Below are 19,494 nucleotides of genomic sequence, written 5' to 3'. Positions count from 1 at the left end.
TGTTATGACTCCTGTCTTCATCACCATAGCTTTTGTTCTTGGTTTCCTGGTTCGCCAGGTCGGACTGCCGCCACTGATCGGCTTCCTTGCCGCCGGCTTCGCTCTCAATGCCCTTGGCTTTGAGGGCGGCGAGGGCCTGCAGGTCATCGCCGACCTGGGCGTCACTCTGCTGCTCTTCAGCATCGGTTTGAAACTGCAGCTCAAGAACCTGGCTAAGCCTGAGGTCTGGGCCGGAGCCTCCCTGCACATGCTGACAACAGTTGTCGTCTTCGGCACTGGAATCTTTCTGCTCGGCCGGACAGGCCTGCCTTTTTTTGCTGCCCTTGATCTCCCTCTGGCTATCCTGCTTGCCTTCGCTTTAAGCTTTTCCAGTACAGTCTTCGCAGTCAAAATTCTCGAAGAAAAAGGCGAGAAGTCAGCCATGCACGGCAAGGTCTCTATCGGCATCTTGATCGTGCAGGATATCTTTGCTGTAATCTTTTTGACCGTGTCCCTCGGTAAAATTCCCTCGGCCTGGGCCCTTTTGGTCCCACTGGCCTTGTGGGGGCTGAGGCCACTGCTATACCGCCTCGCCGATCGCTGCGGTCATGGCGAACTGCTCCTCCTGTTCAGCTTGTGTGTAGCTCTGGTTGTGGGGGCCGCAGGTTTTGAGTTGGTTGGGCTAAAGGCAGACCTTGGCGCACTTGTCCTGGGTGTTCTGATGGCCGGACATGAAAAGAGTTCAGAGATGGCCAAGACTCTGTTGGGGCTGAAAGACCTATTCCTGGTCGGCTTCTTCTTGTCCATCGGGTTTTCCGGAGTACCCAGTCTTGCCGCCATTGGCGTGGCAGCACTTCTGGTCATGGTCGTGCCACTCAAGGTGGCACTCTTCTTCACCCTGCTGACCCGTTTTAAGCTGCGCGCCCGTTCCTCCCTCCTCGCATCACTGAGCCTTGCCAACTACAGCGAGTTCGGCTTGATTGTCGCGGCCGTTGGCTCCAGTAATGGTTGGCTGAGCCCGGAGTGGTTGGTTATTATTGCCGTGGCCCTGGCGATATCCTTTGTGATCGCTTCACCGTTGAACACGGCCGCGGACGCGCTCTATGGACGGTACCGAAACATGCTGCAACGGTTCGAAACACCCACCCGTCACCCCGATGATCAACCGATCGACCCGGGCAATGCGACTATCGGTATCTTTGGTATGGGGCGCCTCGGAACCATGGCCTATGATTTTCTGCATGACAAGTATGGTGACACTGTTATCGGCTTTGATTTCAGTGCCGACACGGTTCGCATGCACCAGGAAGCAGGACGCTGGGTTGTTTATGGTGACCCCACCGATCCTGATTTTTGGTCTCGTATCAGTCTTCAACCCGGCCGTAAGGCGCGAATGATCATGCTGGCCATGCCTAAGCATGTCTCCAATCTGAATGTCGCCAAACAAATGATTGAGAAGGGCTACTCGGGCATGCTTGCGGCTACAGCACTCTTTGACGATCAGGTTGAGGAGTTACGTGAGGCCGGTGTTCACGCGGCTTTTAATTTTTACAATGAAGCCGGGCTTGGTTTTGCTGAGCATGCCTGGTCGGCCCTTGAGAAAAGGGAAGATGTAGGGATTTCATGAAATATTACACTTTCGGCTTCAAGACCTTTATTTTAGGCCGTTATGGCAGCCTGCTGATTGCATTGATCCTGCTGATGGTGATGCAGCCGGCGGTTGATACGCAACTTGGCAAATATCTTCTCGAGATGATGTTCGTCATAGTTCTCTTTACCGGGCTACGCGCAATCGAAATCAAAAAGAGCCTGCTCGGTTTTGAAGTGCTCCTGCTCCTGGTCAGCCTTGTTCTCAATGTAATGGGTGCTGTTACAGGCAATGAAGTCTTATTCTTCATTGGTATCGCTTGCCGCGTCATCTTCATGGTTCTGGTTGCCTTGACTATTCTGATCGACCTGTTTCGCGGTCGCGAGGTAAGTGGTGACACCTTGGCCGGGTCGGTTTGTGTCTACCTGATGCTTGCTGTGATCTGGGGGTACATCTTTTTGCTGATTGAAGTCATGGTCCCGGGGTCCTTTTCTTTCACTCAGGGACAAGCGCGCATGCATCTCTGGCTTTCCAGGGAGTTCTTCCCCTTTTTCTATTTCAGCCTGGTGACAATTACCACGGTCGGTTACGGCGATATGTCCCCTGTGACCACGGAGGCGCAGACTTTTGCCACTTTCGAAGCCATCATCGGACAGGTATACCTGACTATCCTGGTGGCCCGCCTGGTTGGCATGTACCTGGTCCACCAGCAGGTCGACAATACGAATAGTGGTGAAGAGGCAGAACAGAGAGAATGATGGCAAGCGCTTCGAGCGGAGTTTAAGACAATAGCGAGCGGAAACAAAAAAATCGACGGCATTGCCATCAGCTCAAACCAATGATAACCCCGCATTTTGAATGCGGGGATTTCTTAATATCAGCAGTCGTATTTCCACCTTATCCATGTCTCTACGGAATAGGGTCACAAATGTATTGACACAAATTTTTTCAAGGTGTATAAAAACGTCCTTCATGCCCAGTTTTATGGCGTATGTATAATTAAAAATTTAGTTTGGCTCTGTTTATTCCGCCTTAGCTCAGTTGGTAGAGCAGCGGACTGTTAATCCGCTTGTCGCTGGTTCGAGCCCAGCAGGCGGAGCCAAGCAAAAACGGGAACTTAGGTCACTGACTTAAGTTCCCGTTTTCTTTTTTATTCTTGTGGGTGCCAAGATAGGTGCCAAGCTTTGTTTCTCTTCCCCATTTTCAGTGTTAGAAACTCCCTACAGTTATCCTGCCAGGGCATCAAGATTTTAAGCCCTTTGTTTAACCTGTGGCACGTGGATTAAAATTGTTTGAATTATTTTATGAACTTGTGCTAAAGTTGTCTTTAAAATTAATTTAATCACTCCGAGAAGAGCAAATCTGTAGTAATGCAGGGGCGCAAAGTTTCAGGTCCATAATTTTGGATGGCTGGGCTACCGAAGAGCGTTGCAGCTTTGGCTTTTTTTGGAGGGGAACAAGAGTTCTACCCACCTTTGTCAACGAAGGTGGGTTTTTGCTTTTATAGCATGTGCTCGGGTAATGGGACTTGAGCTGTTTATTAATCATAGGGAGGTTATAGTGAAAAAGTTAATTGTTTTGGCATCATGCTTAGTTCTCCAACTCTTCTTTGTTAGCGTTGTTTTTGCTGCAACAGTTTATGTCGATGCAAAAAATGACACTGGCATTGAGGATGGTAGCCAAGCATATCCGTTTAAAGAACTCCAACCAGCCATCTATTCTGCAGTCGGCGGGGATACGGTTTCGGTCGCCCCTGGTATATATTACGGCCCCCTTGAAATGAATCATCGTGTCAAGGTGGTTGGAGAACAAGGCCCGGAAGTGACAATTATCGACGGCATGGGTAGTTATGCAGCAATCATTTCTCCTTATAATGGCGGCGTGGGTGGTTCAAGAATCGACATCGCAGGTTTCACTATCAGAAATGCGGGAAACTTGATTTATTCCAGAAACAGAGCTTATTTCAGATTTATCAGCGACTGCATCGTCGACAACTGCATTCTTGACGGCGGAACCTTTGGCATTAATGCATTTTATGGATCTCAGACCACAGTGACCAAGACAGTCTTCAAAAACATGCGGTACGCCATCGGCGGATATAACAGTGGTCGGGTAATTTGCAACAATGTCACTATCGATAACGTTTATATGGCGATCGACATCGACTACATCAGGTCGTCACCCAATGTCACTCTGAACAACACATCGATCAGCAACTGTACGGTAGCCGTTAACCTACCGACCCACAAAAGTTTTTATTGGGCTCCCAAAGTTGTAGGTTCAAACAATAACTTCTGGAATTGCGACACAACCGTTCGGGAATATTTCTCGCCATCTTATTACACGGTTATCAACGCATTGACGACGACCACCTCGAACGATCCATTGTTCGTCGATGGCGCGGTTGGTGATTATCATCTCCAGAGCGGCTCACCGCTGATTGATGCTGGTATCGACATTGGACTGGCCTACTCAGGTTCCGCACCGGATGTGGGCGCTTTTGAGTTTGATGAGCTCTCGCTGGTTGATTTAACTCAGGTTCTGATCGAATCGACTCAAGACGTTCCTCTGGTTGCATTTAAAAACGCTGCTGAGCAGCGCCGCCATGCACTTACAAATAAACTTACAGCGGTTCTAGAACAGCTCGACACGGTTACAGTAGATACCGAAACCAGTGATCAGCTTATCATTCTTAACGATTGTGCAAACAAGTTGAGAAAAGACATTCTCGCTAAAGCCGACGGATCATTCGGAGGCAATCCGAATAACGACTGGATCACAGAACCCGAAGAACAAGATGCATTTTATCCAGTAGTATTGCAGCTCGTCGAAGGCATAGAGGAAGAAATTGCAGTTCTTTCCGGAGGGTTGTGATCAATGCTGGATATTTTTTTAAGCTAAGATAACTAGAAAAGCCTCCGACGGAATGTCCGTCGGGGGCTTTTCACTACTGTATAGATGCGGGATAGATTCTACTTCAAGAGTGCATTTTTGTGTTAAAGCAGGGCATGGCAGGACTTCTGGTGCCCTGTATTAAACTCAGAACCAGTAAGGGGGTCGGCTGAGCAGCCCCCTTGATGAATGTGATTTCTGCCGCGCAGACCGCCAAGTTTGCCGATAAAGGCCAGCAGGATTGCAGTGAGCGCCGGCGGTATTCGAGACATTTGATAGAAACATTAAGGAAGCTGTTTATTTCACAAAGCTATGGACACCAGGGCTCGCTCCTTGGTGGCCTTTTCTTATATTGCAGGGTTAGTAAGAATTTTGCGTTTCTGCCAATCTGAGCCCGTCCAGTCATTGTGAGAGGATAAATAGTAAAGCCCCAACCGAGTTGGTTGGGTCAACTAAAGATCAGTTTAGATGTCGGATTACTAGCTAGTCACATGTAACTGCAACATTCTTTGCGATCTCTGCAAGATGTGTCTCCCATGTTCCGCAACATCCTCCCCACATATCGATGTGTGGGTATCGCTTTGCAAGGGAGCCCATTTGTTGGCCCAGTTCCACAGGATTCCCGTCTTCTAAATGTCCGAGTTTGCACAGCGATATCTTTTCCATCATTGTGGCGTTTGGCCTGATGCTTCGTACTCTTTTAATCCAATCTCCTGGTTCGAGAGCAGGTTCAAACTCTAGGGGATGAGAACAGTTTATTCCATAACAAGTAGGTCTATATTCACCTGCCTCCGCATCAACAGTTTGAATTGCTTTTTTCAGCGTTGGACCAGACTGAAGGCGATGTGAGCTATCAAGAGTAAAAGAAATGCAAATTGGTAACCCTTTTTGAGCAGCCGCACGAGAAACTCCTACAGCTTCAGGAACATTATTAAATGTTGCAGCCCAAACAAAATCAACATTTGCGTCTTTGAGCGTCGCAAGTTGCACGCTGTGGTAATCTTCTGCTTCTTCTGCGGTAACTGTCTTGTTTAGCGAATAGGCATCCCCTCTGGGGCCAACGATGCCAACGTAAAGAATTTCAGAAATTTGATTTTGGTATGGCTTCGCTACATTTCTAAGAAATTCAATTGATCGATGCTGCATCTCTGCTAGTCCATTGTGTGAATACCCTAGCAGTTTAGCCCAATCAGGACTTGCTCTGTAATCAAGCCCGCTCATAAGAGCAGAAAATCCACTTTTGGCTACCGAATCAAGGTATTTATGGAACATTAGCTCCAGGTCCTGTACAGCCTTTGGATTGTCAAGTAATGGATACATAGCAAAATGAGGTAGCTCATGGCCAAACTTATACATGATCTCAGTCTCTGTCCCACCTTCAGTTATGTAGAAGACATCACTTTTCTGTTCTGGGAATAACGACATCATCTTTCTCCCTTGTTGAAATAGGGTTAAGAATTTGTTGGATGTGACATCAATTTAAAAACCATATCGCAATTGAAAACTAATTCAATCATAATTAATCGCGGGGCAATTTCTTTCTTTAAATGATTTCTCTAGGAGGAGTCACCTGTTAACGGGTGACTATTTATTATTTGTGAGGGTCAGTAATATTTGTTTCTTTGTACCTACAATCTACCCGTGGATCAATACGAGAGGAATTGTAAGAAAGTTGTGAGAGGCAGAGTTCTATGATCCCGATTCTTGAGTTTGGTTATTAAAAATCGCATTGTCTAAGGTTTTATCTATTCTAAAGACCCAATGTAACCATCACACACACAACACACACAATACACGTAGGACAAATAAGAACCCCACGCCTTTGACCTACACTTGCACCTGGGTATAATTAGCTCTAACAGTTTTTCCCGCTATTCAAGAATTTGCCTTTAGGATTTACCAATTCACAATGCATTATTATAAGACCTATTCTAAATCGCTTGATTTAGCGAAAATAATGTTCTTTCGCTTATTAGTTGTGGGATATCTAGTGACTGGTTTGGTCTTCAATAGGCCGACACTTGCCTCAGGTCAGGAAGAGACGATCCCAACTTTGTTTAAAAGCCTCCGGCTGGAACAAACATTATCTTTTTGCGGTGAGACTGTTCCCATGGAAGATCCTGAAGTGCGGGAGCGGATGGAAAAGGAACTTCTGATTTCTCTCTGGGATCGAGATCAAGCTATTTTATGGCTGAAGCGATCTACTCGCTATCTTCCTGCTATCGAAGCTATGCTTTCCCAGGCTGGGTTACCCGATGATCTGAAATACATCGCGCTTGCTGAAAGCGCCTTGCGACCGCACGTCGGGTCACCAAAAGGGGCTATCGGTTTTTGGCAGTTTTTACCAGAGACAGGTCGCCTTTATGGATTGACCATCAACGGCCAAGTCGATCAGCGAAGAAGTCTGTCAGCATCCACCAAAGCCGCAGCAGGTTATTTCTCCAAGTTATACGAAGAGTTTGGGTCTTGGAGCCTGGCCGCAGCAGCATATAATATGGGAGAGCAAGGTTTGCAGGCAGAAATCCTAGCCCAAGGTGTCAGCAACTTCTACCGTCTCTACTTACCGTTAGAAACCCAGAGGTACCTGTTCCGAGTTCTTTCGGCCAAATTGATTCTTGAAAATCCGGAGCGTTACGGCTTTCACTTGAAAGAAAAGGATTATTATCCTCCCATCAGATTTACTACCGCCGAATTGACCTGCTACGAGGAAACCAGTCTGACGGTGGTAGCACAAGCAGCACAGACCTATTTCAAAATAATTAAGGATTTGAACCCTGAGTTGCGTGGCCACTACCTTGCGGCTGGAACTTATACACTGGCAGTCCCAGAAAAAACGCCACCTGGGCTTCAAAAGCGTTTTGATAAATTGCATCAGGAATGGAGTCAGAAGAGGCAGGAGCAAATCTATATTGTTCAGCCCGGCGATAATCTCTCGTCCATTGCTGAAAGTTTCCAGGTACCCTTAGCTGCAATCCTGATATGGAATCGTATTGACATCAATAGCCCGATTCATCCCGGTGATCGTCTGATTATCCAACCAGTTGGAAGTCGCACCGACAAGCCCTGAGTTCATTCTTAATTCCACTATTGTCAGAATGTTTTCCGTTACTAGAATGCAGGGTCAGTAATGATTTGGTGTATTGGCGAACCTGGAGTCTTCAAAACAATGCGAGAGGATAAATAAGAAGCTAATATCTTTGACCTAACCAGATTCATGGCGTAGATTGGCCTCGTCTTATTTGATGTGTTCCTTGGGGGATGGAAATGAAAAAAAGCAGGCAGAAAATTGTAGATAAATATTTTAACCGCTGTTGTTGGCTTTGTGCTGGCCAGCGGATTTTTTGTGTTTTGAGTATTTTGAGACCCCCGTGTTACTGAAATGGGGGTCATATGAAATACTCACTCTAAAGATCTCAATGTAGCCGAAAAGAAAATCTTATGACTCAAAAAGGAAAAATCACATCGTGGAATGATGACAAAGGTTTCGGTTTTATCACGCCAATTCCAGGCGGAAAGCAAGTCTTCGTTCACATCAAAGCATTCAAGAAGCAAAGCAGGCGGCCTGAGATCAATCGATTGGTAACCTACACATTGTCAACAGACAAACAAGGTAGACCTTGTGCCGCGACAGCCGCGATGGCTGCCGCACAGTGTTATGAAAAAGATAAGACTAATTTTAATGGCTTATCATTCCTTTTGGCAGGGTGCTTTCTCTTTATCGTCGCTATTTGTACTTTGTTAGGCAAAATACCTCTTATTGTTTTTTCCCTATATGTAGTCTCAAGTTTAGCTTCTTATCTCCTTTATATAAAGGACAAGGCTGCAGCCAAAAACGATACGTGGAGAACGCCAGAAAACACCTTGCATCTTTTTTCTTTAATGGGTGGCTGGCCTGCGGCACTCGTAGCCCAGCAAAAACTTCGACATAAGACAAAGAAGATGTCTTTTCGTCTAGTTTTCTGGTTTACGGTTATGACGAACTGCATTTTCTTCTTTTTATTGCTAACTCCAAGGGGAGCAGCAACTTTTAAGTCTCTGATTTCAAACTTAATATAATGCCCAGCTCCTGATGAATCGCACCGACTTGTTTCCCCGATAAACTAGCGACAAATTGTAGAAACAGAGGCCTACAGGAAATCCAAAACGTTAAATCTCATCACATTCCACCCAGCGCCCATCTTAGTCTCATATCTGACAGAGGGGAAAAGCATGAACGAGTACAAACTTACCTTCACCGTAACAATCCAGGAGCAGGACGACCCGGCAGCTAGGCAACAAGCCAAAGAGATTTTGCAGGCCGTCGGCAAAGTTGTCTCGGATGCCGAGGCTAAACTGCAACAGGTCTACCAGGATCAGCCTCCGCGGGGAGTCCGAATAGGCTGAGGCAAAATTGCTAAGCTATTAGACTAAGCGTCTAAGCAATAAGGTATAGTCTTCTTAACTTCAAAAAAAACCACCCCTTTTTAGATGGGGCTGTAAAATTAATTGGCCACCTGGAAACGGGTGGCCTTTTGTTATTTGTCAGGGTTTGCAGTCATTAGGCATGTCTGCCAATTTCTCTCACGCAAGTCAATGGCAGAGGATAAATATGAAACCAATCTTTGGCCTCAACATCCTTGCCGCAGAGAACTAAGCCAACTTTGGAAGCCGGCATATTCCGGTCTCATTCGACACAAATCGTCACCGAATTACATCGTAACATGCTTTTTATTCCATTATTTCAGGGTAAAACTAACGATTTCAAGTAGTAAGCTTCTTGGTGTGCAGTTTGCAATCTTTTGAGTAAGATTTCTAAGGAGGTTCACCATGAAAGTAAAACACATCGTATGCCTTATTCTTGCTCTTCTGCTAATTGCTGGTTCGACCTGGGCCGACGAAATAGTCTCTTTTAAGGCCGGATATATCTCTCTCAACCCTGACGGCATATTTGCCGTCAACAGTGGAGGCATTCCCGGTACTAAAGTCGATTTTGATGATGACCTGAATTTTGACGACAGTGAGGAACTTTTTGCCGAGATCGCACTTAACCTCGGAAACTTTCGACTGGCCGCTGGATACCTGCCGATCGACTTTTCCGGTAAGGGCAATTTGAATCAGACCCTCATCTTCAACGGCAAAACCTTTTTAGTTAACAGCGAGGTCTCTAGTTCGGTCGATATGGATATCTATGATTTAGGCCTGACTTGGAATATCCTCAATATTGATGATCTGCCGGTAAGAGTGCAATTAGGTCCGGAACTTTCTGTCAAAGTGGTCGATGCCAATGTGTCGATGGTCGATCACACCACCGGCCTAAGCGAAAGCGACTCACTGACCGCTCCCGTACCAACTCTCGGCGCTCGGGCTAGGATTGGCCTCTCAGACTGGGTGGCCTTGGTAGGTCGTGTCGGCTATATGGAGTATGATGGCAACAGCTTCCTTGATGTTGATGGTCAGATCGAGTTTTCACCGATTCCACTAATCGGGGTTTTTGCTGGCTACCGTTACCTGGATCTCGAAATTGATGAATCGGGTCTCTTTATCGATGCCACGCTCGATGGCCCTTACGCTGGAGTGCTTGCCCGCTTCTAGTAGATTGACCACTGAAAAAACTATATTGATAAAACACGAAAGCCCTCAATCTTAGGATCGGGGGCTTTTTTCATAAGTCCCGACGTCCAAGACTAAAACCCGCTTCTTTTTGATCGAGGTCTTTAGGAAGCTCTTTAAGCCACAAAGCAATGGCCACCTGGATCAATTCCGAGTGGCCATTTTCTAATAGGGGGCATCGTAGAATGTCCCCCCTTTTTATCCATTAGGATGCGAAAACTCTACTTACTCATCTCCATCATGTATGTTACCGCAGCTTTCACCTCTTCGTCGGTTAGTTTCATGTTGCCTCCCTTAGCCGGCATCTTTCCTTTGCCCTTAATGGAGTTATGGGTCAAGGTGTCAACCCCTTCCGTTATCAGAGCGGACCATGCATCCTTGTCGCCCACTTTAGGTGCTCCCATAACACCAGAAGCGTGACAGGCTGCACAACTCTTGGTGTAAACCGACTGGCCAATGTCATCGCTGGCACTTACAGAGGCAACCGAAAAAATCAGCAAGACAAAGCAGAACATAAGGGTTTTGAATTTCATGGGTGACTCCTTTAATGGTGTTGTGGGTTGACTGTATAGAATCGTATAATGTGAGCGTATCATTTAATGATTGTAGTGCAAATTAAATCGCGAAACATATAACACAGGGGGTCAAAACCATTTGGATCAATTCTGGGTGGTCGTTCTTTTTTTGTCACGATTAATAGTAACATCGTAGATTCTCTGTAAGCGCTTGTTATTAATCTCTTGCAAGTCCTTCTCATAAGGCCTCAGGACATATAGACCATTAAATACAAGAGAACCTTCCCTGTGCCCTTCTTCGTCCTTACTGGGGAGCAACCCAAGGCCCTAACTGACAAATTGATGGCCAAAAACGGATGGCACACAAAACAGGAGCTCCTTTTCCCTTTCTGCGCAAAAAGTTCTTCATGACACACTAAAACTGATTATGTTGTAGTATTAAAGGTCAGGAGGCTTTATGACTGTTTCCGAACAAAGAGACCTCATCGTTGCAAAGTTGCGTAGGGGAGAACAGATACGACAGGCCGGATACCGCGAGAAGGCATTGAAGCTCTTTCCCCATGTATGCGGCCGCTGTACCCGTGATTTCGAAGGCAAAAAACTGCGGGAATTAACCGTGCACCACAAGGATCACGACCACCACAACAATCCACCAGACGGTAGCAACTGGGAGTTGTTGTGTCTCTACTGTCATGATCATGAACATACCCGCGGAGTCCAGGAAGCACGTAGCAAAGAGGGTCCGTCCGACCGACAAGACCGCCCCTCCCTCGCGCACTCCCCCTTCGCTGCTCTTGATGACCAACTCAAGCAACCGAAGTAATATTTGAACCAGTGCGCCAGCCCATATTTTTAGGGCTTGTCTTGATCTTGACCTGCGCTATTTATTGACAGCTTTTTTGCCTTGTGCTGACGAACAACAGATCACAGTGAACGATGGTCACGCACCTGCGAGAGAAAGAGGGAGAAATGCGATGAAAAAGCTTGCTCTGGGGGCCTTTCTGGTCCTTTTGCTCAGTATTGGATTCGGAGTTTACTATTTACTCTCCAACCTCGACAGCATCGTCAAAGCGGCGATCGAAAGTTACGGTTCGGAGGCAACGCAGACGTCCGTACGGGTAGAAAAAGTGCAACTTGAACTGACAGATGGTTCCGGGGCTATCAGCGGGCTAACCGTTGGCAACCCGCAAGGTTTTGCTGCTGCGCAGGCCTTTTCCCTCGGCGAGATTGCAACCCAGATTGATCTCAAATCACTCTCTGAGGATGTCACCGTTATTGAACACATCATCATACGGGCTCCGGAGGTCTTTTTCGAACTGAATGAGACCGGCAAGAACAACCTGGAGTCGCTTAATAAGAACATTTCATCCGGCGAATCGGCAAAGTCTGGATCTTCTGCCTCTAAAAGCAGTGGTGCTGAACCGAAGTTGATCATCCGCAAACTGCTCTTTGAAGGCGGCATCATCCACGCCAAGGTTGTTCCTTTGAACAAGGATTACGACCTGAAACTTCCGAAGATTGAGATGATGAATCTTGGTGGGGAAAATGGTGCTACACCTGGGGAAATTGCAGATCAAGTCCTTAAGGAACTGACAGCCAAGGCTTTGGCCGAGGTCAAGAGAAAGGGCCTCGATCAGTACAAAGAGAAACTCGAGGGTGAAGTCAACCAACGCCTGGATACTGAGAAGGAGAAGCTTGGCGAAAAACTCGGGGGGCAGCTGAAAGGGGTCCTGGATTACTAAGGACATCTATTTATTTAAGGTTATTTTCGGGCGATTCGATCAGCCGCCGCTTGTCCTCGGGGCGTAATTTTTTGATCTCAGCCTCACGACGACTGGCGCTGCTACGGTCATGCCCCTCCTCAAGGTAAACCAACTTGAGCGGTGAATGGCCACGAAAATACTTGGCCCCTGTGCCGGCGAGGTGCTGGGCAAACCGCCGCTGGACAGCCGTGGTAATCCCGGTGTAGAGAGACTTGTCTTTGCAGAGAATGATATAAACCTGCCAGTTCATGTTATGTTCCATCCCTTGTCGCCCATCCGATCAACCCCTTAACTAGAGCGTGCAGGTTAGCATGCAAAAAGGCCCGATGTCATTCTCTTCCCTTGGTCTCTCTGAACTCATTTTGCGCGCCGTTGATGAAAGTGGTTATACGGAACCCACGCCGATCCAGGTCGAGACGATTCCTGTGGTTCTCTCTGGCAAGGATGTCCTGGCCGCAGCACAGACCGGCACCGGCAAAACGGCCGGTTTTACACTCCCCTTGCTGCAACGCCTGGCTGCAGGCCCCAGGGTCAAAGCAAACCACATCCGCACCCTGGTGTTGACGCCGACCCGTGAGCTTGCGGTGCAGGTTGCCGAAAGTGTTGCCACTTACGGCAAGCATCTACCGCTTAAGTCGGGCGTTGTTTATGGTGGCGTAAAGATCAATCCACAGATGATGAGGCTGCGCAGTGGGGTCGATGTCCTGGTGGCGACGCCGGGACGTCTAATGGATCTTTTCCGCCAGAACGCCATTCATTTTGCCCAGGTAGAAACCCTGGTTCTCGATGAAGCGGACCGAATGCTCGACATGGGTTTCATCGACGATATCCTTGAAATCATTGCCTTACTACCGAAAAAACGCCAGAACTTACTCTTCTCGGCAACCTTTTCCAACGACATTCGCAAACTCTCTGAACGTCTGCTCAATCATCCGGTACAGATAGAGGTCAGCCCGCGCAACTCAACGGCGGAAAGGGTGAAGCAAACCGTCTACGAAGTGGATAAAAGCAGGAAATCGGCCCTTCTCAGCCACTTGATACTCAACAAGAACTGGCAGCTTGTACTGGTTTTCACCCGAACCAAAAATGGCGCTGACCACCTGGCCCAGGAACTGGAGCGTGCCGGCATTTCAACTGTAGTGATCCACGGCGACAAGAAACAGAACCAACGAAGCCGAGCGCTGAAACGCTTCAAAGAGTACAAGGTCCGTGTGCTGGTCGCAACCGACGTCGCTGCACGCGGGCTCGATATTAACGAACTACCTCATGTCGTCAATTTCGATCTACCCAAAGTTTGCGAGGACTATGTTCACCGCATTGGCCGCACCGGTCGCGCCGGCTCCGAAGGGGAGGCCGTTTCCCTGGTCAGCGCCGACGAAATCAACCTCCTTGCGGCAATCGAAACCCTGATCCGTCAAACCCTAACAAGAGAGGTTGAAAACGGTTTTATTCCAAAGCATAGAGTTCCTCTGACTCACCAAGCCAAGGTTCGGCCAAAGAAACCCAAAAAGCCGAAGAGGCAACAGGAGAGGGGAAAAGATCACAAGCCAGATAAGGACAAAGACAGTTCTGGAAACAAATCCCGTAAGAGCAGTAAAGTGCAGGACATAAACAAAGCAAAAAAAACTGCGGCAGGGAAAAGCAGGCGCAGGAATGATAACGAAGCCGGCTCTCCGAAGCAACGAACCAACAGCAAAGCGAAGCACGGCATGACACAGAAAAGCACAACAAGAAATCCGCGCGGAAAGAAATAGAGAGAAACTCAATGTTTACTAAAGCGATTGTCCGAACGCCAGGGCGTAGCCTGACCTCAGGGTTGACAGCTGCCAACCTGGGATCCCCCGACTACCAGAAAGCTCTGGAGCAGCACCGGCAGTATGTTGCAGCCCTCGAGTGCTGTGGTCTGGACGTCCTGGTTCTTGAGGCTGACGAAGCCTTTCCTGATTCGACCTTTGTTGAAGATGTCGCCATAGTCACACCCAAGTGCGCCATCATTACCCGCCCTGCAGCAGCCTCGCGCAGAGGGGAAACAGCAGCTATGCTTCCGATCCTCGAAGACTTTTATTCCTATATTGAGAAGATCCAGCCTCCGGGGACTCTTGACGGTGGCGACGTGATGCAAGTTGACCAACACTTCTATATCGGCCTCTCCACGCGTACCAACCGTGCCGGGGCTGATCAGTTGATCGAAATTTTGCAGCGTTACGGCATGACCGGATCGACTGTGCCGGTTACAGAGGTTCTCCATCTGAAAACCGGCGTCACTCAAGTTGCTGAAAATACGTTGCTGGCCGCCGGTGAATTTATTGCCAGTCCGAATTTTTCAGACTTCAGGATCCTTGCTGTTCCGGAAGAAGCAAACAGCGGAGCCAACTGCATTCGTATCAACGGCAAGCTTCTGCTCTCAGCCGGTTTCCCCGAGGTGAGCAGGCAACTCGTCGATCAAGGGGCAGAGCTTATCGAAGTTGATATCTCTGAATATGCCAAGCTTGATGGTGGCTTGACCTGCCTGTCGTTAAGATTTTAATCAAAACGGCAGAACGGCGACGAGTTGCCATCAGTATCATCCTTGCCTATAATCAACCCATCCACGCCCTCGCTAAAAAGAAAAGGATTCTGCTATGAGTGATAAACCGATAGTCCAGATTGAAACCTCTCACGGTGAAATTATTCTCGAGCTAGACCGTGTTAAAGCGCCGATCAGTGTCGAAAACTTTATCAACTACGCCAATGCCGGCCACTACGATGGCACTATCTTCCATCGTGTCATCAAGGGGTTCATGATTCAGGGGGGTGGCCTTACCCCGGAGATGCAGGAGAAGCCCACCGGTGAACCGATTATCAATGAAGCAACCAATAAGCTGAAGAACAAGACCGGAACAGTCGCCATGGGGCGCACCGCTGAAATTAACAGCGCGACAACCCAGTTCTTCATAAATACCGAGGACAACAAGGACCTCGATCATGGTGGGCTTAAAGCTGAGATGTATGGCTATGCAGTCTTCGGACAGGTCGTCGATGGCATGGATGTGGTTTACACTATTGAACAGCAGGCAACCACCAGCACCGAGGGCTACGACGATGTGCCGGTGGAACCGGTCGTCATTAAATCGGTGATGGTTCTCGATTAGCGATATCTGCAAACAGGGACACTTTCCCCAGTGTCCCTGTCAACTCTTCGCCACATTTCTGGTTAGTTTTCTCCTCACTCCCTGTTGACAAGATTAAATCGCCTGTTTGACTTGAACACATCTTTACAATGCTCATGCTGAAGGGAGGAGCCGATGAAGAAGTCTCTGTTTTTCGCGATGTTAGTGTCTTTTTTCTGTTCCGGAAATCTTTTCGCCGCCGCGTTGCCAGCCGCAACCGGTCAGGACGTGATCAACTATCTTAACGAGGTGAATTATCAGGGTTGGCAACTCTGGCCCGGCAAAACAAAATTCTACGAAGGTCGGCATCCTCACGGTTCCCTGTTAACCACCTATGTTAGTAAGGGGGCCTATCAGGCGATTGAGGGCAAAGCCGGGAGCATTCCTTCTGGGGATTTTGTCGTTAAGGAAAACTACACAGCAGAGAAAAAACTGGCGGCAGTCACGGTGATGTACAAGCAGGCGGGATACAATGCCGAAGGTGGCGACTGGTTCTGGCTGAAGTATGCCCCTGATGGCACCATTCAGAAAGAGGGGAAGGTGGGCGGTTGTATCGGCTGCCATGCTGCAGTAAAAAGCAATGACTGGCTCTTTATCGGTCCGGTGAAATAGCAGGGCTCAATAATCAAAGAAAAAGGCAGCGACATCTTTTGCATGTGGCTGCCTTTTTCTATTCTTAAAAGGGATCTCTTTTCATTCCTTATCGAGATTGATGGTTTTTTCATCATCCTTGTCACGCTTAAAAATGTTCGGTAAATCGATACCGAAATAGCTCAGGCACATCAGTAGCAGCGCGACCGCCGCCGCTTCATCAAGGTTGCCGACCAGAGGCAGGTTGTCCGGTATGATTTCGAACAAACCGGCGGTCGGGTTGAGAATGTAGATCATTGCCAGTATGCCAACACAGAAAACAACTATTCTTTTCATGAAACCCCCTCAGCTATAATTCTTTCTCCGACTCTAACCCGTGTGCCACCTCTGCAAGAACGACCCGATTGCGACCCTGCTTTTTCGCCGCATAGAGCGCTTGGTCCGCGGAGACAATCAGGTCATGAATCGAAGCAGATTCCGGACAGGTTTCTATGCCGATGCTTATGGTCAGTTTCAGATCGATTGTCCCAGGTTCGAAAACCGCTGCTTCCGTGGTCGCCCTGATCCGTTCGGCCACATAGCGTGCGCCTTTTTCACTGGTGTTCGGCAGGATCACGGCAAACTCTTCACCACCGTAGCGGAAGACAAGATCATTCTCCCGTATCGAGCTATGAATAATGCCCCCAATCTGCTTAAGAACGGCATCGCCGACAACGTGACCGTGGGTGTCGTTAACCTGTTTGAACTTATCAAGGTCCATCATCAACAGGGCAAACTTATGGCCGTCTTGTTGGTGTTCAATAAAAGTCTGGTCGATACACTGGCGGAAATGTCGCCTGGTAAAGGTTTTAGTCAGATCATCGGTTATGGCAATATAGTAGAGTCTTGCATTATCGAAAGCAAAGGCGATGTGACTGCTGATAACCGAGCAGAGCTTGAGGCGCTCCGTGTCAAAATAGCGGCCCTTTTTCCTGGCAATAACCAGGGCAAGCCTTTGCACGCCCTTCTCTATCGGCATGAAGAGCTGCTTGGTATCAGCAGAAACTCTCATTTTCACAAGCTCTCCCGATAACCACTCCTGCATGGTCTGGTTAAGAACTTCATCCTCTGCGATGTTTTTACGCTCGACCTTGCCGCTCTCCCTGGTCCATTCAGAGCCGTTGAAATCATTTTCTCCTCGCGCAAGAATTAAAGTCACTTCGTCAGCATTCAGTATGTCTTTAAAGATTTCAATGACGATTTCTTTGAGCAGAACCATATCCAGCGTCTTGCTCAACCGCTCAACCATGACATAGAGCAGCCGCAACTCTTCATTCCGGGTAAAGATTTCAAGGATATACTTGTCGATGCCCCTTGAGAGGAGTCTGGAAAAAAGCGGCACAAGGATAATCAGACAGACGACACTGGCGCCAATCAGGATCAGCTGAATCTCTTGAATCAATGAATGTGTGGTTTCAAGAGATCGGTCGATAATCAGCTTGCCGATGGTCTCCTTGGCGGGGTCATGGCAATTGTAACAGTCTTTCTCGTTGTCAATCAGGGAGATATTGCGATGGCTTTCTTGACCTGTCGTCAAGACCAAAGCATCAAATTCAGTTTCTGTTCCAGAACGGTTATGACAGACACTGCATGAGGCCTCTTCATAACGGTCATAAGTAATGCCGATCAGAGACGGATCGGAGGAATAGGTCACGCTGCCCTGACTGTTCAATATGGTCGCCTGAAGAACCGATTCATTCTCCTCCACAATATGTTCCAGGGTGTCCTGAATGGCTTCGGGAGCACGCAGAATCATCAGGTAATGAAGATTTGAATTGATGGTTACCGCAAGCTCCCGGGTTTTGAGCTTACTGTCATTAACTAAAGTGTCACGAAGATTAACGGCAATAATGACCATGGTCACCAAGATGGCCACCGTAAGTACGCCGAGAAGAGAGAAGAGCATTTTCTTCTTCAGGCGATACAGCCAATCAATTTTCAGTTCTTTGGTGTCCATCGTGGAGGCCTGTAAAAAGTACCTGTCATCACTTAATGCTTTTGCTGAAGCTGTAAGTCGGTGATTGCTTTTTAACATGAACAGCTTTGTAGCGCTTGGCACATTACCTTATTTTGCCTGGCGAGGTCAAAAAGCAGACGAAGGCACCCAAAAAACCGGGGCTTGCTCTTACCTAAAGGCTTAAAAACTGCCGACAGCCGTGTAAACAGAGTTTGGCAATGGTTCGTGAAGTAAAAAAGTTGTCCTGCTACGATTTTTTATACTTGATTGAACTGAACCATGGACATCTGCGAAACAAAATAGTGGTTGCACTGTTAAAACCTCTGACCAAGCCTGTTCTTCGATATTCAGGGAACACGAACCGATGAGCTTGCGAATTTAAGCGCCGTGTACAAAAGCCATCTTAAACCAGCGGTCTACCCAGCAAAACAGAAAACGACTATAACATACTGTTTTATAAGAATTTTTACAAAAAACTTGCTTGCCAAAGGGGCGTTTCTCTTCTATGTTTAACTTGTATTGACAATATCGATTAAATTTAACCACATATAGGAGGCAACTTATGAAGTGCCCAATTTGCAAGAGCTTAGAGACCCAAGAGATAGACCTGCATGCCGAAGGCTTCTACGAGGACCTGTTTGAATGCCCCACCTGTGAAAGCAGCTGGTCAGTCAATCACGGGCTGACAGAAGTCATCAAAGATACGCAGCAGGCATCCTTTCTCGAAGCTTTGACCGAAACTGTTGAAGGTGATGATTACTGCTACGCAGCATAAGCAAGCACCGAGCATTGATCATTAAAACCACGGAACACCTTCTGACATCTCTACTTTGTGATTATTGACGTGATCTCCATGGTGTAGTGCCAGTAGCAAATATCAACTAAAAAAGAGGACGTGGCCAGCAGGCCTTGTCCTCTTTTTTTTACTCCTCTCTCGCCCTGAATTCCTCCCCAAGGGCAGCAGCTCTTGCCCAGGGCTGAGATCAATTCCTTTCCGCCTAATGTTCCCGGTACCCCATCACCACCAGAACACAACTACCATCGGCAATCACATTGACTCCAGCCGCTTCACATGTCGCCACAGCTTGAGGACTTTCTGCGCCGGGTTGCATCCAGACATTTTTAATGCCCCTGGCAATCGCGGAAATGACCACTTTTTCCGTGACCTGTGGCGGGGTAATGATAGAGATACTGTCGACATGTCCCGGCAGCTCATTAACTGAGGCGACGCAGTCGAGACCTTCAATGACCTTTTCGACGGGATTGACGGGAATCACTGCATGTTGGTTCTGTTGGTAGCAGCGCAAGACCTTGTTGCCATATTTGTGGGGTTTGGATGAAGCGCCGACAACGCCAAACGCGTCAGCAGCTAAAAAGGTTTCGATTCGCTCAGATATTGTCATGGGAAAGCTCCTCTAGTGAATAGCCCTGC

Annotated in this window: 20 protein-coding genes, 1 tRNA gene, 1 pseudogene and 1 riboswitch; of the genes and pseudogenes, 15 read left to right on the top strand and 7 right to left on the bottom strand. The window is 47.8% G+C overall.

The annotated features are described in order from the left end of the window. Positions 1-4: 4 nt before the first annotated feature. From P9J64_08855 to P9J64_08840, 4 genes are all read left to right on the top strand, one after another. Entirely contained in the window at positions 5-1,606 is a 1,602-nt protein-coding gene (locus P9J64_08855; GenBank protein MDG5468424.1) for a cation:proton antiporter, read from the top strand. Continuing rightward, positions 1,603-2,325, top strand: a complete 723-nt coding sequence (locus P9J64_08850) for a potassium channel family protein (protein MDG5468423.1) — start codon at positions 1,603-1,605, stop codon at positions 2,323-2,325. Before P9J64_08855 ends, P9J64_08850 begins: the two co-directional genes overlap by 4 nt. Positions 2,326-2,593: 268 nt before the next feature. Beyond that, positions 2,594-2,669, top strand: a tRNA-Asn gene (locus tag P9J64_08845). Positions 2,670-2,912: 243 nt separating this feature from the next. Next, a riboswitch (cyclic di-GMP riboswitch) is annotated at positions 2,913-2,990 on the top strand. A gap of 137 nt (positions 2,991-3,127) precedes the next feature. Next, positions 3,128-4,441 (top strand): hypothetical protein, encoded by a 1,314-nt coding sequence (locus P9J64_08840; GenBank protein ID MDG5468422.1) that lies wholly within the window; start codon positions 3,128-3,130, stop codon positions 4,439-4,441. A 122-nt stretch (positions 4,442-4,563) separates the two neighbouring features. Here P9J64_08840 and P9J64_08835 read toward each other — a convergent pair whose 3' ends face one another. Together P9J64_08835 and P9J64_08830 are read right to left on the bottom strand one after the other, a co-directional pair. After that, positions 4,564-4,731, bottom strand: coding sequence for a hypothetical protein (locus tag P9J64_08835; protein ID MDG5468421.1), 168 nt, complete (start codon positions 4,729-4,731; stop codon positions 4,564-4,566). A gap of 211 nt (positions 4,732-4,942) precedes the next feature. Beyond that, positions 4,943-5,887: a homocysteine S-methyltransferase family protein gene (locus P9J64_08830; protein ID MDG5468420.1), complete on the bottom strand. Its 945-nt coding sequence runs from the start codon at positions 5,885-5,887 to the stop codon at positions 4,943-4,945. A 481-nt stretch (positions 5,888-6,368) separates the two neighbouring features. Here P9J64_08830 and P9J64_08825 point away from each other — a divergent pair, with 481 nt between their 5' ends. The 4 genes from P9J64_08825 to P9J64_08810 all read left to right on the top strand — a co-directional run bounded on the left by P9J64_08825 (position 6,369) and on the right by P9J64_08810 (position 10,030). Then, on the top strand, positions 6,369-7,526 hold the full coding sequence (locus tag P9J64_08825) for a transglycosylase SLT domain-containing protein (protein MDG5468419.1): 1,158 nt from the start codon (positions 6,369-6,371) through the stop codon (positions 7,524-7,526). Between the two features lie 371 nt (positions 7,527-7,897). Continuing rightward, on the top strand, positions 7,898-8,515 hold the full coding sequence (locus P9J64_08820) for a cold shock and DUF1294 domain-containing protein (protein ID MDG5468418.1): 618 nt from the start codon (positions 7,898-7,900) through the stop codon (positions 8,513-8,515). A gap of 153 nt (positions 8,516-8,668) precedes the next feature. Further along, positions 8,669-8,842 (top strand): hypothetical protein, encoded by a 174-nt coding sequence (locus tag P9J64_08815; protein ID MDG5468417.1) that lies wholly within the window; start codon positions 8,669-8,671, stop codon positions 8,840-8,842. A 423-nt stretch (positions 8,843-9,265) separates the two neighbouring features. Continuing rightward, complete coding sequence (locus P9J64_08810) at positions 9,266-10,030, top strand: hypothetical protein (GenBank protein MDG5468416.1); 765 nt, start codon at positions 9,266-9,268, stop codon at positions 10,028-10,030. A gap of 239 nt (positions 10,031-10,269) precedes the next feature. Here P9J64_08810 and P9J64_08805 read toward each other — a convergent pair whose 3' ends face one another. Next, positions 10,270-10,581 carry a c-type cytochrome gene (locus P9J64_08805; GenBank protein ID MDG5468415.1) on the bottom strand — a complete coding sequence of 104 codons (312 nt, stop codon included), beginning with the start codon at positions 10,579-10,581 and terminating at the stop codon, positions 10,270-10,272. Positions 10,582-11,020: 439 nt separating this feature from the next. Between P9J64_08805 and P9J64_08800 the strand changes: the two genes are divergently transcribed. Then, on the top strand, positions 11,021-11,386 hold the full coding sequence (locus tag P9J64_08800; GenBank protein MDG5468414.1) for a YajD family HNH nuclease: 366 nt from the start codon (positions 11,021-11,023) through the stop codon (positions 11,384-11,386). 151 nt (positions 11,387-11,537) lie between these two features. Then, entirely contained in the window at positions 11,538-12,305 is a 768-nt protein-coding gene (locus P9J64_08795) for a hypothetical protein (GenBank protein ID MDG5468413.1), read from the top strand. A gap of 10 nt (positions 12,306-12,315) precedes the next feature. Here the strand turns inward: P9J64_08795 and P9J64_08790 are convergent, their stop codons facing one another. After that, on the bottom strand, positions 12,316-12,576 hold the full coding sequence (locus tag P9J64_08790; GenBank protein ID MDG5468412.1) for a GIY-YIG nuclease family protein: 261 nt from the start codon (positions 12,574-12,576) through the stop codon (positions 12,316-12,318). A gap of 76 nt (positions 12,577-12,652) precedes the next feature. On the opposite strand from P9J64_08790, the gene P9J64_08785 reads away from it, so the two are divergent. The 4 genes and pseudogenes from P9J64_08785 to P9J64_08770 all read left to right on the top strand — a co-directional run bounded on the left by P9J64_08785 (position 12,653) and on the right by P9J64_08770 (position 16,087). Then, complete coding sequence (locus P9J64_08785) at positions 12,653-14,080, top strand: DEAD/DEAH box helicase (GenBank protein MDG5468411.1); 1,428 nt, start codon at positions 12,653-12,655, stop codon at positions 14,078-14,080. Further along, a pseudogene (locus tag P9J64_08780) lies at positions 14,074-14,853 on the top strand (arginine deiminase family protein). The gene P9J64_08785 and the pseudogene P9J64_08780 overlap by 7 nt, the downstream one beginning before the upstream one ends. A gap of 94 nt (positions 14,854-14,947) precedes the next feature. Continuing rightward, positions 14,948-15,457: a peptidylprolyl isomerase gene (locus P9J64_08775; protein ID MDG5468410.1), complete on the top strand. Its 510-nt coding sequence runs from the start codon at positions 14,948-14,950 to the stop codon at positions 15,455-15,457. Between the two features lie 153 nt (positions 15,458-15,610). Continuing rightward, positions 15,611-16,087, top strand: coding sequence for a cytochrome P460 family protein (locus P9J64_08770; protein MDG5468409.1), 477 nt, complete (start codon positions 15,611-15,613; stop codon positions 16,085-16,087). Between the two features lie 81 nt (positions 16,088-16,168). Here P9J64_08770 and P9J64_08765 read toward each other — a convergent pair whose 3' ends face one another. Then, the gene (locus P9J64_08765; protein ID MDG5468408.1) at positions 16,169-16,402 is read right to left on the bottom strand and encodes a DUF1232 domain-containing protein; all 234 of its coding nucleotides are present in this window, start codon (positions 16,400-16,402) and stop codon (positions 16,169-16,171) included. Positions 16,403-16,415: 13 nt separating this feature from the next. Further along, the gene (locus tag P9J64_08760; protein ID MDG5468407.1) at positions 16,416-18,062 is read right to left on the bottom strand and encodes a GGDEF domain-containing protein; all 1,647 of its coding nucleotides are present in this window, start codon (positions 18,060-18,062) and stop codon (positions 16,416-16,418) included. Positions 18,063-18,624: 562 nt separating this feature from the next. Here P9J64_08760 and P9J64_08755 point away from each other — a divergent pair. Then, complete coding sequence (locus P9J64_08755) at positions 18,625-18,837, top strand: hypothetical protein (protein MDG5468406.1); 213 nt, start codon at positions 18,625-18,627, stop codon at positions 18,835-18,837. Positions 18,838-19,060: 223 nt separating this feature from the next. Here P9J64_08755 and P9J64_08750 read toward each other — a convergent pair whose 3' ends face one another. Beyond that, positions 19,061-19,465: a CoA-binding protein gene (locus P9J64_08750; protein ID MDG5468405.1), complete on the bottom strand. Its 405-nt coding sequence runs from the start codon at positions 19,463-19,465 to the stop codon at positions 19,061-19,063. Positions 19,466-19,494 lie beyond the last annotated feature (29 nt).

This window comes from Deltaproteobacteria bacterium IMCC39524, from assembly GCA_029667085.1.
Classification (GTDB): Bacteria; Desulfobacterota; Desulfuromonadia; order Desulfuromonadales; family BM103; genus M0040.
The sequence above is the reverse complement of the archived record's forward strand: the minus strand, read 5'-3'. Positions and strand labels throughout refer to the sequence as shown.